A 13,120-nucleotide genomic window follows, 5' to 3' on the forward strand; every position below is an offset into this window, starting at 1 on the left:
GTTGAAAAATACCCTAAAAGTAATAAATATGCTCAAAATCAAATACTTTTGTAACTCTCAACGTAAATAAGGTACATCAATTTATTTTTATACTAAATGTTACAAACAAAATCTATAGGGGCGCTTGTAGTAATGTTGAGCTTCCCCTTTTTACTAACCGCACAAACTAACACCGGACAAGTAACCAACTATGATTATCCCTGGAAAAAACATAAACTTTTGGTAAGGTTTAACCCTGATTGGAAAGTGAGTAAAATCACCGATGAAAAAATGCTTGCCAACAGTGAAGGTCTTCAACTAGAAGTAGTGCCCTGGAAAAACGGGGGAGCAAGTACTCAGCTAATTACCAAACAAGCCTTGGTTGCTATGAAAGACTTAGGCAAAAACATTGTACTCAATGAGCAAGATCGAGGCATTAAACGTGGTTTTGCCCAATACCTTGTATTTACCCAGTTTAAAGGCAAAGAAACCCAATACTTTGTCATTGTAGCCCTCAAAGACGACCGAGGCAGTACCCGACTACTCGCCAAGTTTCACTGGAAAGGTAACAAGGGAATTTCTGCCAAGATGAAAAAAATATATACCATTGTCGACAGCTTTGAGAAGATTACGAGTAAGTGATCTTATTTATGAAAGATCATTAAGTAACCATACTATTTTTGCATATAAAAAAGCCCTTTTCGTTTTCTGAAAAGGGCTTTTTTGCTACTTTCACTCAAACATATTTTTGACCTAAAGGTCAGATTGTTATATATAATGCGTGATTTTGCCTACCACAACACCACTCACTTCACTTCTGTTTCACGCGTGCTGTGTTTGGCTTTGTCTACCAGTTTTACCTCACACACACACCTAAACCCTACCCAATTGTCAGGGACAAAGTAGCGTTGCGATTTTCTTATTTTGCAAGCAGCTTTGCGGTGTCGCCAACTACCCCCTTTGGCAATACCTTTGGTAGCGGTCATTTCTGCTACGTTGCCAATCATCTGATAGATACCCAAACCATTGGGTGCATAACTTTCTACTTTTTTAAGCGCAAACAACTTGGTTTTATGGTCACGGTAATTGATCAACGGCGCAGGAGGGTGCATCATTACGGGTTTTTTAGTAGTTATAGCAAACAAGCGGGTAAGCCCATAAGGATACAATGAAACATCTAACTCTCCAGCAGCAGCTTTTTCCCACTCTTTGATTGTAGGCAAACGGTAGGTAAACTGCCAATACAAACCTTGGGGGGCAGGGTTTGCCCGATTGTATACCTGAGAGGCCACTATAGACCTCCACTCGCAAAAACGCAGGGCTTGCTCATAACCGATACCTACTACTGGTTGCCAACGATAGGCGGGGTGGTGAAGGCGGTTTACCCCATTGATAACAGTGATGTTGGTATCAGGAGTTTGGGTTTGATAAAAAGCTGGTGTTAACCGTTTTTGAGCAACTTCTTTGCGTATAAACTGTAAATATTCTGCCCAATGAATATTGGCCATCTCGGTTTTGTCTATAAACAAGCTATCCTGAAGCCAAACAGTATTGGGGGGCACAGGCAATGTTTGGGGTGGGTTTGACTGGGCAGTCGCTTGGCTCAATGTGCTTATAAGCAGCACAAACATGTAGGTAGCACTTGCTAAAATGTGCTTTTTTTGCTTATTTAATACATTCATCATCAACACTTTATTATAAGTTGGTAACAAAAAATCCCTTGAGGGGAGGTATGACTCATTTATTCAAAATACAATAGGTTAACGTTGACTAGAAAAGAAGCTTTTACGAAGATATGTAATTTTTGTGCTTACCAAGAACGCGCCCAGCAAGAGGTAAGGGATAAACTGTATAGTTTTGGGCTTAGCCAAGATGATGTGGAAAACCTGATTTGTGACTTGATAGAAGAAAACTTTATCAATGAAGAACGTTTCGCCAAAATATTTGCTGGTAGCAAGTTTCGAGTAAAGAAATGGGGCAGGGTGAAAATAAAACAAGCGCTTAAACTAAAGCAAATATCTGATTATTGCATTCGTAGTGGTATGAAGGAGATAGAAGAAGAAGACTACCAGCAAACCCTGGAAGGTATATTGACAAAAAAATACCCTGGGGTGACCGGAGCCAACGATTACGTTCGTAAGCAAAAATTAGCGCGCTATGCCATTGCCCGTGGTTTCGAACCAGTGCTGGTATGGAGCAAAATAAAGGAAGTACTTTAGCCAATGAATACCATTGCTACTTTGCAAGCCATCCAACTATTCTTTTTTTATCTGCGCCTGCCCTTCACGTTGTCTATCAGAGCAATTGGTAGCAGTATCCGATTTTTTTATAAAAACCCAATGCCCATAAGGGTTGGCAAGTTGCCCTTCGCTCCAAATACCATATAAGCGGTTTTGCGTTTGATTGATCACCAATGTTGCTTTACCAAATTTTTGGGTGCCAGCCTCGCTCCAGTCAAAACTCAATTGCCTGCCTTTGATCATTCCATTGACTACACTTCCTTTGTTTTGGGGATAACACCCAGTCACTTTACGACCTTTTTGCAAAAGCGACATAGGGCCTTTAGGGGTTTGCCAGGTGCCAGTGAGGTCTACAGCCGGGGAAGTGTTGGCGTGTACACCCCAGGCTTGTATCTCATTGAAACGGGTAAAGCGAGGGTGTCCATAGTTTGAGAGTATGGTTATACGTATCCAGCGCGCCTTTACGTTTTGAATGCCCATGAGTCGTATGGGAGAGTTGGCTTCCAGAATAAGGGTATATTCTATATGAAACCCTCGGTTATGGGCTTCATTTGAAAACTCAATGCGGATCTTTTTTACACTGCGATTGCGTTGCTGTGGAGTAGCTTGTTCATTGTTAAAACCTATTTGCTTAAGCAAAAAAGCATCTGATAGTTCAAACACAAAACTCTTCAGGCGAGGGGCACCCAAGGGCGATGTCCAACCATTTTTGAGGTCTTCATCAATGAGGGCTTCAGGAGTACCTGCGGGCACCCTGGGGGAGTTTGCCTGTCCCAAAGACTGATTGGTAGTGACTACATGGGCACCATTACGCAATGCCAAGGCGTTGATAAGGGGGAGTTTTTGAGAAAATAAATGAGGAGAAATGAACAGGCATAAAACAATTAAAACACGCAGCGTCATAAAAAATGTGGTATAGGTTTAAGGGAGCATACAAAAAATAAGCTACCCATTTCTAGCGATTTTTTTGTCCAAATACTTCGTTGCATTTTTCGGTCGTAGCGCTGCTATGTCCTTAAAATGCGCCTAGTCTTTGATCAAAACCATTCACCAAAACTTGGGAGACTATTTATTGCAAACTCCCTAATAAAACGAAGTTCCCGTTTTTAACGCCAAGAGTCAAGAAATTAGCTATTTTTTGAGCAGTAAAAATAAGAAAAGGGTTCAAATAATGGCACTCCCGCCTTATTTGAACCCCTCGCAATCGAGTTGCTTGCTTGTATCCTTTAGTCCCATCTTATAGGGCTACTACGATATTTTACGTTATATTCAATGGTTACTCTTACAATGGCAGGTACTATAGTTGCCAAAGGAAATTCTTTTTTCAACTCATCCAATACCTCTGTATATTCAGGAGCATGTACAAAGTCTCCTACTTTTATTCGGTAAGAAGGCTCCTTATACTCCATGTAAGGCTTTAAATGCGGAAAAAGCTGATAAGAACGTCGACGTACCCGGTAAGCCTCCGATCTGCTGCGTCCCCGGTAGATTTGAATACGGTAACCGCTGAATTTTTGCTTGCGGTAAAACGTATACTTTTGCTCCGGACCATAATCAATCAATTTTTCTAGCTCACTGGTAATGTCATGGCTTACCAGTTGAGTGGTGTCGTTAAAGGCAAGTAATTGAAGCGGTTTGCTTGTTCCCTCAAAGGTTTCCTTGTGATAGTCAAATTTAACCATACTTCGGGACAAATTGTCCTTTAAGTCTTTTTTACTACGAGGGATATATTTGGGTGTACAACTTGCCAAGTACCCCATAACCATCAATAATAAAAGGCTGCGATATTGGTACTTCATTGTTGTGATATTTAGTGAATTTAGTAATCAATTAACTCATAAGTTGCTGCTTAGTTATTGGAATATTGTTTTATATAAAACTATTTTTTTTAACGAATGTGATGGATTTAGGTTTTAATATAGAACATTTACCCTGATTGTATAACAAAAACAGTAATTTTACCTATGTGTCTAGTACTAAGTGGTTATTTGTATATTTTCAATAAATAGCAGAACAATAAACATACCTGTATATTCGTTTTATCCGACTTTTTCCGGGAAAAAAATAAAAAGAGAGCATTTGCATTGGTAGTAGTACTATTGGCGATGGATTAACCTTGTGGAGTATGCCAACACAAGGTAGGTTGTAGTACGGTTGGTGTACTACATGAGGTTGGGGGTGCTTAATTAATAAGCTTGATACACCAAAAACATCAAGTTAAAATAAATAATCACCAAAGTAGTGATCAGCACCCAAAGCGTTTTGATTTTTACCTGGTTGAGCTGTTGAATAAGGGTTAAGCGTAAAAATAAGGTGATAAAATCGTAACTGATGGCAGTTGCTGAAATTCCAAAACCGCCTATATAATCACTATTGAAATAATATACCTTGCCAGTGTACAATAGTAATTCTAGCATGAGTGCACTGATTTGTAAGCGACGCCATTTGGCAAAATAGCCCAGACTTAACAAAGCAATCGCAGTGAGCCCAAAGAATATTTCTTCCCAAGGTCTGTTTGGGTTATGCGTGATAAAACAATCATCTTGTTCTATGCCATCCAAGTGATAAATAGTGTTTAGTATGGTGAAACCAATGATGGCTCCATAGATTATTGGCACCCTATTGAACCTGCTAAATAAGGGGTGGTTTTTGAGTAACCAGGTTCCCAAGCTAAGCAAGACAATCACTGGAAGGAGTGGGGCCAGGTTCCAGAAAAAATTGATGTAATGACTCATTTCCGATAATTAATTATTCTTTTTTATTTGTATCCGTTTTCTGAGATAAAGCAAGTGTTTGATCATGCCAGGAGCCAGGTTGGGCGTGCTGGCCAATGTTTCGGTGTATGCTTCTGCCAACACACCCAGCAAAGGTGCTATGCTATGCAAAGGCTGTTGAGGGAGCATAAATATGTCTACCCAGGCTTTTTGGGGCGACTCTGCCAGTTTTGGGTTTTTGCCACGATTGAGCAAATGGGCTTGAAACATTTTTTTTATGGCTGTATTGCTCAGTAGTTCCTTGTGTTGATTGTACACTTTACCTTGGGCATCGGGGTAGAGCTCCAGGCTGGTTCGGTGCAAAGAGGCTGACCACGACAGGGCACTTAAGGGGATCACGGTGGGGGTTGCTGCGTTGCCAAAACGTTGGTTAGCGAAATCGTAAGGAATAAGTATTACAGTATGCACTTTTAATGAGTTTTTTGCCCAATATGTTTGATTAAATTTATCGAGGGTTGGTACTTTGTCTATAGGTACTGTCAGGATATGGTCGGCAAATTTATTTCGGTCAAACAAGGCGTATTTTTCAGTGTCTGACAAACAAGCCCATAATCCCAATAAAAATGTGCATACAATGAGTTTTTTCATAACCTTCAATTTGATTAATCTTAGCGTCTTATGCCCTTGGAGTAAACAAAGGTAACAACAATCAGCCGGTGATGGACAAAATTCGTTAGTGTTGACTCAAACTAACACCTATTATTTTATGAAAACCAAAACAATTACGACTATTATATGCTTATTATGCCTGGCAAATACAGCCTTACTTAAGGCACAAAGCATTCAAGAGAGTGAATATGACTATATTTATCAGATAGAGGTAGCGTTGGTGAGTAACCAAAAACCGGTAAAAAGTTATTGGAAAAATTATAAAAACCTTCAAGACCTGGGGGAGTTTTTTACTTACATTATTTCGCAAGAGACTCCCGAACTACCCACAAAACACCGCATATTGTTAGGTAGGTATGTGGGCAAATCTACGGCTGACCGTATATTGGCAGAAGTAAAAAAAAGAGGTTATAAAGACGCCCGAATATGGAGTGATGGAGGTTTTCAGCTGGGGCATAGCACTGGTAAAGATGTAAAATATGGGCTACAAATGGGTGCTTTTAAAAGTTTGAACCAGGTAAATGTCCAGCAATACCTAAAATACGACAAGGACACCATCTTATATATACAGTACAAAGGAGGGGCATACAAAGTATTTATGGGTTTATATGCTCCTTATAGCCTTGCTTCTGTAAAAACAGAGATGGTTCCCTGGTATCGCCAAAAGGGGATGAAAGTATTTGTGCAAAAATTCAGGTAGCTTGGCGTCAGGCAACACCTTTGGTACACTCACTGAATGGTACGGCACGAAGGGTAGTCATACTGCTTTGCTACCCCTCTTCTTCGTCGTCTCCCCGCATTTTGTCCAGCAAATCGTTGAGCGTAATGGCTTCTTTTTCGCTTAGATTGGCACTTAAGTTTTGGTTGAAGGTAGTCACCAACTTGTTCATTTCTTCAAGTTTTTGGATGCCTTCCCCGGTAATCACCACATCTACCCGGCGGCGATCATTGCCACATTCGCTTCTTGCTACCAAGCCTTTTTGTCTGAGTTTTTCTACCAAACGCGATGCGTTCGACATTTTGTCGAGCATACGTTCAGTAATAGTAAATATGGGTACAGGTTTGGGGTGTTGTCCTCTGAGAATACGCAATACGTTGAATTGCTGTGGGGTGAGTTTGTGCTCTTTCAGTAGTTTGTTGGTGTTAAAGTTTACCCAGTTGCCCGAATAAATAAGGTTAACTACCAATTTTTGAAATGGATCTTTAAACTTTGCCTGATGAATTTCTTTTTCTAGTTTCATGTAAAACCAAATTTAAGTGTGACTACGGTAAAAGTTGCTACAACTCTTGTAAAAGACCATAAAGTTAACATATTTTTAGGCATACATCAACCCTATGGTCTTTATATTTTTTACATTACCGTTAAGCTTCCACTTCTTGCTTTACTTTGGCAAACTGCACACTGGCTATTAGTTTGATGGTATCGCCTACTACTACTTTGCCAGCTTCGGTTATGCCGTTCCATTGTAGGCCAAATTCTTTGCGGCTAAGTTTACCTAACAGGGTAAAACCTGATTTAACATTGCCATAAAAATCTTCGGCCACTCCGCCATACTCCACGTCCAGGTGTACCTCTTTGGTTACATCACGAATGGTAAGGTTGCCAGTGAGGCGATAATTTTCGTCGTCTATTTTAGTAAATGAAGTACTTTCAAATGTGAGTTTTGGAAATTTTTCAGCACTAAAAAAATCGTCTGATTTCAAGTGCTCATCACGTTGCTTATTATTGGTAACGATGCTGTCTATATCTGCCGAAAAGCTGACTTGGCTATCTGAAAAATCTTCGTTATTTACTACAATTTTTCCGTCAAACTTCTGAAAACTTCCTGTAACAGTTGAGATGACAAGGTGTTTTACTTTAAATTGAATTTCTGAGTGCATTGGGTCTATTGCCCAGTTTCCTGTGTTAGCCATTGTTATTAAGTGTTTGAGTGTTTATAAATTCCGGTTGCCCGGTTGTTTTTGATTTCTTGTTGATTAAAAGTATGATACAAATGTAGGTGAAAACATTTAATACAAAAACATTTAATGTAAAAACATATAAATATTTACACTTATTTAACATTTCAGGAGTAAATGATTGAGAGTAAGCCTGAAATTTTAGCTTTCATTTAATTACATTTAGTCATCTAAAGCAACAATACAATACACTCATGGCAAAATATACTGATATTGAAAAAGCGCTCGCAAACCCACTGGATGTCACCCATCTTGAAATAAATTGTAAATATGGCAACGAAATATCAGAACAAGTGCTTGCCTGTGAGCACCTAAAAATACTGGAGGTCAACGGCTATAACTATAAAGTGCCTCTGGCCTTTAAACAATTTACCCAGCTGGAAAAAGTAGTTTTCTATGGGCGTTACAACAAGTTTCCTCAGTTTATATTTGACCTTCCCAATATCAAACACTTGCATTTTGAAGGTTATGGGATGGACTATTTTCCCAATGAGTTTGAAAAACTGCCCCAACTAGAGTCTCTCAAAATAGTAGCAAACCTGTTTAACAATCCTTATCAACACTTTCCTGATTCGATATTTACCTTGCCCCGGCTAAAGTCATTACATATATATGCCGACATTCAGATGCTTGCCGGGCTACCCAATAGTTTACAAAACCTGGAATCCCTTTGTTTGTATTACAACAACCTGTCGGCAAAGTCGATGGAGGCAATATGTGGGTTAAGCAAACTGCATACGCTACTACTTACCAATTACTATTACAATGGCAAACCCCTGTTCCTACCCAATGACATTGGTAACCTGAAATCGCTTCAAAAGCTGGAACTATACAATAACTATATTCAAGACCTGCCCAACGCTATCAGAAGCCTAACCCAACTCGAATGGCTCAACCTGTGCAATGGTCGGTTCGATTCGTTGCCTTTTGTGGCTGGTGATTTGCCCCTGCTCAAAGCCTTGATTTTGGAACAAAACAAGCAAATGGATGTGTCCAAAGAGCTTCGTAAGTTTGTGCACGCCCCCATTGTTCACCTCAATCTTAAAAGTTGTGGGTTGGATTCTTTCCCTGAAGAAGTATTCAAGCTTCGCCAGTTGCAATACCTCAATGTGTCAAACAACCGGATTGACAAACTACCGCTTGATATTGTAAACCTGCCCGAATTGCACTCTATAGAAACAACCAAAACGCTACTGGCAAAATCTACCGAAGCCAAAAGCGGCAAACCAATCAATAAATTACTCAAACTACTTAAAGAAAATAAATCGACCGAAACTTTTAAAAAAATAAGTTTGGCACTTTTGGTCAATGACAAAGACTACCTGGCACAGGTGCCACCTCACAGCTTATTGCCTGCCCTCAATACCCCCCAAAGTGTAGTCAGAGAAAATGCCTTGGTGGCGTTGGAGCATCACTTTACCGACAAAACAGATAGCCTGAGGCATCCTCAGACAGTTGTGACGATTATTGGCAAAAACAAGGGTTTACCCATCAATAAAACATACCAACAACTTAAAAAACAAGGCGTACAAACTTCGCGTACGCTGCAAGATATTACTACCCACGTGGTGTTGGGTACCGAACCAGGCGAAAAACTAGACAAGGCACTGGCGCTCGACCCGGTATGGGTATTGCCTCAACAGCTGAGGGTTTTTTTGCAAAAAAACGAAGTACCTTACTTAATGCAAGCCACCGAAGGGCAAAGCTCTTCAGACAGTCTGGAAGATTTATTGCAAAATAGCGACCCACAAAATGTGATTTTAGGGCTTACAATGATGATGGAGGGGGGCATACCCAACGACTTGGTGTATGACATTGTGATATTGTCGCTTAAGAAAAGCTACCCACCCAGTCAGGCGGCAAAAAAAGTACTGGAGCGTTATACCAGCGAAGAGTTTAGGGCGGTTATTCGAAAACATTCGCGCAAAGCAATGGTCAATATTTTGCGGGCTTTGCACGAAGAGCCGCTCATTGATCAAAAAAGGCTGGCGATATCAGCCCTTAAATTCTTTAAGAATGAGCCCAATCGTTACTATTATTTTAACCGATTGCAACGGGTGGCTTTTGAGCTGTGTTTTAAGCAAGGAGGCGAGGTAGCAAAACTGGCTATAGAAGCACGAACACAAGATCAAACGCTGGAGTTGACGGGTTTTTACATAAAAAAAATACCTGAAGAACTGCGTAATTTTAAAAATATAAAGGTCATGCATTTGGGGGGCAATGGCTTAAGAATGCTGCCAGATTGGTTTATAGAGCTCAAGAAACTTGAGCGGCTAGAGCTTACCAACAATATGTTTAATAAAACTGAAAAAGCCCGGATTGTGGAGCTATTGCCGCAAGTACAGGTGTTGTTTTAGTATGGCATAGTTGGCAGGCGATGCTAAAAAATTGTTGACTTATGATTGGCTGAAAATAAGATTGCCCTGAGCTCGACTTGTTAGTTGCTTGCGAACCTAATGTATGGCTTACCGCAATTAAACAGGGTGCACTTATCGCTTTTACCTTCTAATTAATTCATAACTCATTGAAGGTAAGTGTACTATGAATTTATTAGTTACCTATGGAATAGGGAGTAGCACCGATCTGCATCGACTGAGGCTGTAGTAGCTAATTGTAGAACAGGGCGCACTTGTCGCTTAAAGCTTGCCTACTAACTACTCACAAAGTTTTTAAAACGTTTTTGTTGAGCTGCTATAAAATCAGCGTTTTGACTTACCAATAGTGTGGGTTGAGCACCTTGCTGCAAGGGGTCACTACTGCTAAGAGCTGCCGCTAATAATTGATGGTGATCAAGGGTAAATAATACTCCCCAGGTAACATCATGCGCGTCGTGTTGCCCATGTCGGTTGTAAGACGAGGCGTAGTTGAGTATTTCGTAACTTTTGATTGTTTCGCCTATCAATTGACTCCAGGGTTCAATAAAGTTTACTTTCTTTTCATACAGCGCCTCTTTATTAAAATCGTCGTAGTTCCACACTTTTGCCCGGTAAGGGTCACCCAAATCATCTTCCCAATGGCTTACAATCACTGACAACTCATCATTTACCGTGATTTTGCAGCCAAAGTTAAAGGCAAGAAAAGAATGGTACTCTTCTATCTGAGGGGCTTGTTGTGGTGCCCTAAAATTGCAAAATTCCAGTTGGGTAATTTTAGTACCCAGGCAAAACTCCAGCAAAGCGCGTTCTTCGGTTTCTAGCATAAGACGTATTGGTAATTAAATGATCATTGTGTAGCCAAAGGTAGCGAAAAAGTAGCATCCTTCCCCTGAATATATCCAAAAAACAACCCTTATCCGGTGTAATATAGATAAGGGTTGTTTTTATACATCTGGTGTGGTTTTACTAGTTTTCGTAATCGTGAACAACTCTGGTACCTGATATTTTATTGTGCCAACCCGAAGCGTCACTGCCAAGGAATGATAAGGCATTAAAAGGGATGAGGCGACATAAAGAACGTATGATGATTTTTGACCACCCTGGGTGGTTACCTTCCATATCCACTACTTTTGTTTTTGAGAGTGCTTTTGCTACAGTTTTACCCAAAAATCCTTCCATCAAAATATAATAACCTAATATTGCCCCGTAAATAAGTAAATATAGATCAATGATATTTAATTGATTAAAAAGTGCATTGGCAATGCTATTAGGTATAAATTGGAGGATGCCAGTGATGAGCATTCCTACAACAATAGGATCTATAAAACTGTGTACAAACCGTGTACTTGCGCCTACCATTTGACTTTTTACTACATTTTTGAGGTATTTTTGTCCATCTTTTTCTGTTTTATGCTCGGCTTTTACAAAATGATCACAAGTTTCATGAAAATTGGGTTTTTTGTCAGTCAACCCACATACTATTCCTTGCTGAAAGTCAATCTTTTGATGATGACAAATACTGCAATATTTCAAACAATATTCGGTATTAATGTTCATAGGGGTGTTTTTGAGTTAAATGTATAGCATTTCTCCAAATAATTAGATACTTACTATTTAATACTCTATTGATGGTTATGAACGGATATTTTGGGTAAAAAATAAGCTTTTTTTATTGCCACCAGTAGGGGAGGAGTAAGGCGCCGTGGGAGGATAAAAAAACAACCTGTCTAAATAAAATATTCCTTTCAATATATTTTCCTAATTTTGTGTATTCACACCTTTTAAACCCTAACGGGTATTTTAATTATGGATAAAAAGCAATTATACATCGAGAAAACATTACACTTATTTTTGCAAAAAGGGATCAAAAACGTGACCATGAGCGAGGTAACACAAGCTTTGAACGTATCCAGCAAAACACTTTATAAAATGTTTGACGGCAAAACCGGGCTGGTGCTTACCTGTATTAGGTTGCACAAGTACCAAATGAGTGAAATGGCGCAACGCATTATTGACGAAAAGGATGAAAATGTACTGGATGCTATTATCAGCATTCATGATGCCTTTTTGGGTGAGGTAGTCCAGATAGATCCGGCATATTTCAATGACATTGCCTTTTATTATCCTGAGATATGGGAAACCGAGAGTTACTTTGACTTTAAGTATACCAAAGGCTTGATGATGAGGGGAATTAAGCAAGGACTTTTTCATAAAAACCTTGACGTAGAGTTGGCAGTAGATACTATAGTGTTGTTGATAAGAGCCATGATAGAGCATAAAGACCTTCAGGGCAAGTATAAACAAAACTACGAGCCTTTGTACAACAGTATGTTATTGCCTTACCTCAAGGGGCTTTGTACAATGCATGGCTTACAAAAACTGAGAGAATATCATAAAGCCAAGCTACAGGCTGCCCGAAAAGCAGAAGCCATTTAACTTTTCAATAACATACAATAATTGCTCTTTTTATTAAACTTTTCACTAATTTTGGATGTTCTAGTTACGACAAATCAGTCAAATAAATAGCAGGTTTCCAAGACATTAAGTAATCTTGTGAAAAAAACAAGCTTTTTTATATATACCAAATTTTACTTATGAAGAAAGTACTCATTATTCTTTTAGGCATTGTAGTAGTACTCGTGATGGCTTTTTGGGGTATACGCAGTTATACCAAGCGTTATAGTCCTGATGCCACCGCAAACTACAGCAAAAATGGGCTTAAAATTAACATAAAATATTGCCAGCCGTCTAAAAAGAACCGAGTAATTTTTGGAAATATTGTGCCTTATGGCAAAGTATGGAGAACCGGAGCGAACGAAATAACCGAAGTAACCTTTAATAAAGATGTAACTGTAGGCAATACCAAGGTAAACGCGGGGTCTTATGCGTTGTTTTCGATACCTACCGAAAACGAGTGGACTATTATTTTAAATAGTGGCAACCGTACTTTCTGGGGGCAACGAAGCTGGGGCACCCAATATGACAAAGAAAAGGATGTAACCAGGGTAAAAGTGTCTGCCAGTAATACCGACAGTGTGGCCGAACGTTTTACTATTGATATAAAAGAAGGTGAAAAGCAAGGAGCAGTTATTCACCTTTATTGGGACAAATTAAAGGTAAACATACCTGTAAAGAAACAATAATCTGTGCTAACAATACACAAATGAAAAGCTTGGTCGTCGTG

15 protein-coding genes are annotated in these 13,120 nt (G+C 39.5%); 6 read left to right on the top strand and 9 right to left on the bottom strand.

Annotation, left to right across the window (positions count from 1 at the left end; all coding sequences use genetic code 11):
* Positions 1-96 precede the first annotated feature (96 nt).
* The gene (locus M23134_RS27295) at positions 97-621 is read left to right on the top strand and encodes a hypothetical protein (RefSeq protein WP_002701761.1); all 525 of its coding nucleotides are present in this window, start codon (positions 97-99) and stop codon (positions 619-621) included.
* A 164-nt stretch (positions 622-785) separates the two neighbouring features.
* Here M23134_RS27295 and M23134_RS27300 read toward each other — a convergent pair whose 3' ends face one another.
* Positions 786-1,664 (bottom strand): formylglycine-generating enzyme family protein, encoded by an 879-nt coding sequence (locus tag M23134_RS27300; RefSeq protein ID WP_002701763.1) that lies wholly within the window; start codon positions 1,662-1,664, stop codon positions 786-788.
* Between the two features lie 81 nt (positions 1,665-1,745).
* Here M23134_RS27300 and M23134_RS27305 point away from each other — a divergent pair, with 81 nt between their 5' ends.
* The gene (locus tag M23134_RS27305) at positions 1,746-2,198 is read left to right on the top strand and encodes a regulatory protein RecX (protein ID WP_002701765.1); all 453 of its coding nucleotides are present in this window, start codon (positions 1,746-1,748) and stop codon (positions 2,196-2,198) included.
* 36 nt (positions 2,199-2,234) lie between these two features.
* On the opposite strand, the gene M23134_RS27310 is transcribed toward M23134_RS27305, so the two are convergent.
* The 4 genes from M23134_RS27310 to M23134_RS27325 all read right to left on the bottom strand — a co-directional run bounded on the left by M23134_RS27310 (position 2,235) and on the right by M23134_RS27325 (position 5,581).
* Positions 2,235-3,122: a discoidin domain-containing protein gene (locus M23134_RS27310; protein ID WP_002701767.1), complete on the bottom strand. Its 888-nt coding sequence runs from the start codon at positions 3,120-3,122 to the stop codon at positions 2,235-2,237.
* Between the two features lie 323 nt (positions 3,123-3,445).
* Complete coding sequence (locus M23134_RS39010) at positions 3,446-4,018, bottom strand: SPOR domain-containing protein (protein WP_053337398.1); 573 nt, start codon at positions 4,016-4,018, stop codon at positions 3,446-3,448.
* Between the two features lie 387 nt (positions 4,019-4,405).
* On the bottom strand, positions 4,406-4,954 hold the full coding sequence (locus M23134_RS27320; RefSeq protein WP_002701772.1) for a hypothetical protein: 549 nt from the start codon (positions 4,952-4,954) through the stop codon (positions 4,406-4,408).
* Between the two features lie 9 nt (positions 4,955-4,963).
* A complete protein-coding gene (locus tag M23134_RS27325; RefSeq protein WP_002701774.1) occupies positions 4,964-5,581 on the bottom strand; it encodes a hypothetical protein in 618 nt (205 codons plus the stop codon).
* Between the two features lie 118 nt (positions 5,582-5,699).
* Between M23134_RS27325 and M23134_RS27330 the strand changes: the two genes are divergently transcribed.
* Entirely contained in the window at positions 5,700-6,302 is a 603-nt protein-coding gene (locus M23134_RS27330) for a hypothetical protein (RefSeq protein ID WP_045114437.1), read from the top strand.
* Positions 6,303-6,372: 70 nt separating this feature from the next.
* Here the strand turns inward: M23134_RS27330 and M23134_RS27335 are convergent, their stop codons facing one another.
* A complete protein-coding gene (locus M23134_RS27335; RefSeq protein ID WP_002701779.1) occupies positions 6,373-6,843 on the bottom strand; it encodes a MarR family winged helix-turn-helix transcriptional regulator in 471 nt (156 codons plus the stop codon).
* Between the two features lie 121 nt (positions 6,844-6,964).
* Positions 6,965-7,516, bottom strand: coding sequence for a YceI family protein (locus tag M23134_RS27340; protein WP_002701781.1), 552 nt, complete (start codon positions 7,514-7,516; stop codon positions 6,965-6,967).
* A 239-nt stretch (positions 7,517-7,755) separates the two neighbouring features.
* Here M23134_RS27340 and M23134_RS27345 point away from each other — a divergent pair, with 239 nt between their 5' ends.
* The gene (locus tag M23134_RS27345) at positions 7,756-9,918 is read left to right on the top strand and encodes a leucine-rich repeat domain-containing protein (protein WP_002701783.1); all 2,163 of its coding nucleotides are present in this window, start codon (positions 7,756-7,758) and stop codon (positions 9,916-9,918) included.
* Between the two features lie 293 nt (positions 9,919-10,211).
* Here the strand turns inward: M23134_RS27345 and M23134_RS27350 are convergent, their stop codons facing one another.
* Complete coding sequence (locus tag M23134_RS27350) at positions 10,212-10,760, bottom strand: hypothetical protein (RefSeq protein ID WP_002701784.1); 549 nt, start codon at positions 10,758-10,760, stop codon at positions 10,212-10,214.
* Between the two features lie 142 nt (positions 10,761-10,902).
* Entirely contained in the window at positions 10,903-11,493 is a 591-nt protein-coding gene (locus tag M23134_RS39015; RefSeq protein WP_002701785.1) for an RDD family protein, read from the bottom strand.
* A 249-nt stretch (positions 11,494-11,742) separates the two neighbouring features.
* Between M23134_RS39015 and M23134_RS27360 the strand changes: the two genes are divergently transcribed.
* Both M23134_RS27360 and M23134_RS27365 read left to right on the top strand, forming a co-directional pair.
* Entirely contained in the window at positions 11,743-12,372 is a 630-nt protein-coding gene (locus M23134_RS27360) for a TetR/AcrR family transcriptional regulator (RefSeq protein WP_002701787.1), read from the top strand.
* Positions 12,373-12,530: 158 nt separating this feature from the next.
* Entirely contained in the window at positions 12,531-13,079 is a 549-nt protein-coding gene (locus M23134_RS27365) for a DUF2911 domain-containing protein (protein ID WP_002701788.1), read from the top strand.
* The last annotated feature ends 41 nt before the right edge of the window (positions 13,080-13,120 follow it).

The sequence above is a fragment of the Microscilla marina ATCC 23134 genome (assembly GCF_000169175.1).
In the GTDB taxonomy this organism is placed as follows: domain Bacteria; phylum Bacteroidota; class Bacteroidia; order Cytophagales; family Microscillaceae; genus Microscilla; species Microscilla marina.

What these genes read in the sequence shown, in the direction of transcription:
- M23134_RS27365 (WP_002701788.1), top strand. Translation starts at nt 12,531, where the DNA reads ATGAAGAAAGTACTCATTATTCTTTTAGGCATTGTAGTAGTACTCGTG.
- M23134_RS27330 (WP_045114437.1), top strand. Translation starts at nt 5,700, where the DNA reads ATGAAAACCAAAACAATTACGACTATTATATGCTTATTATGCCTGGCA.
- M23134_RS27340 (WP_002701781.1), bottom strand. Translation starts at nt 7,516, where the DNA reads ATGGCTAACACAGGAAACTGGGCAATAGACCCAATGCACTCAGAAATT.
- M23134_RS39015 (WP_002701785.1), bottom strand. Translation starts at nt 11,493, where the DNA reads ATGAACATTAATACCGAATATTGTTTGAAATATTGCAGTATTTGTCAT.
- M23134_RS27310 (WP_002701767.1), bottom strand. Translation starts at nt 3,122, where the DNA reads ATGACGCTGCGTGTTTTAATTGTTTTATGCCTGTTCATTTCTCCTCAT.
- M23134_RS27295 (WP_002701761.1), top strand. Translation starts at nt 97, where the DNA reads ATGTTACAAACAAAATCTATAGGGGCGCTTGTAGTAATGTTGAGCTTC.
- M23134_RS27325 (WP_002701774.1), bottom strand. Translation starts at nt 5,581, where the DNA reads ATGAAAAAACTCATTGTATGCACATTTTTATTGGGATTATGGGCTTGT.
- M23134_RS27335 (WP_002701779.1), bottom strand. Translation starts at nt 6,843, where the DNA reads ATGAAACTAGAAAAAGAAATTCATCAGGCAAAGTTTAAAGATCCATTT.
- M23134_RS27345 (WP_002701783.1), top strand. Translation starts at nt 7,756, where the DNA reads ATGGCAAAATATACTGATATTGAAAAAGCGCTCGCAAACCCACTGGAT.
- M23134_RS27360 (WP_002701787.1), top strand. Translation starts at nt 11,743, where the DNA reads ATGGATAAAAAGCAATTATACATCGAGAAAACATTACACTTATTTTTG.
- M23134_RS27320 (WP_002701772.1), bottom strand. Translation starts at nt 4,954, where the DNA reads ATGAGTCATTACATCAATTTTTTCTGGAACCTGGCCCCACTCCTTCCA.
- M23134_RS27350 (WP_002701784.1), bottom strand. Translation starts at nt 10,760, where the DNA reads ATGCTAGAAACCGAAGAACGCGCTTTGCTGGAGTTTTGCCTGGGTACT.
- M23134_RS39010 (WP_053337398.1), bottom strand. Translation starts at nt 4,018, where the DNA reads ATGAAGTACCAATATCGCAGCCTTTTATTATTGATGGTTATGGGGTAC.
- M23134_RS27300 (WP_002701763.1), bottom strand. Translation starts at nt 1,664, where the DNA reads ATGATGAATGTATTAAATAAGCAAAAAAAGCACATTTTAGCAAGTGCT.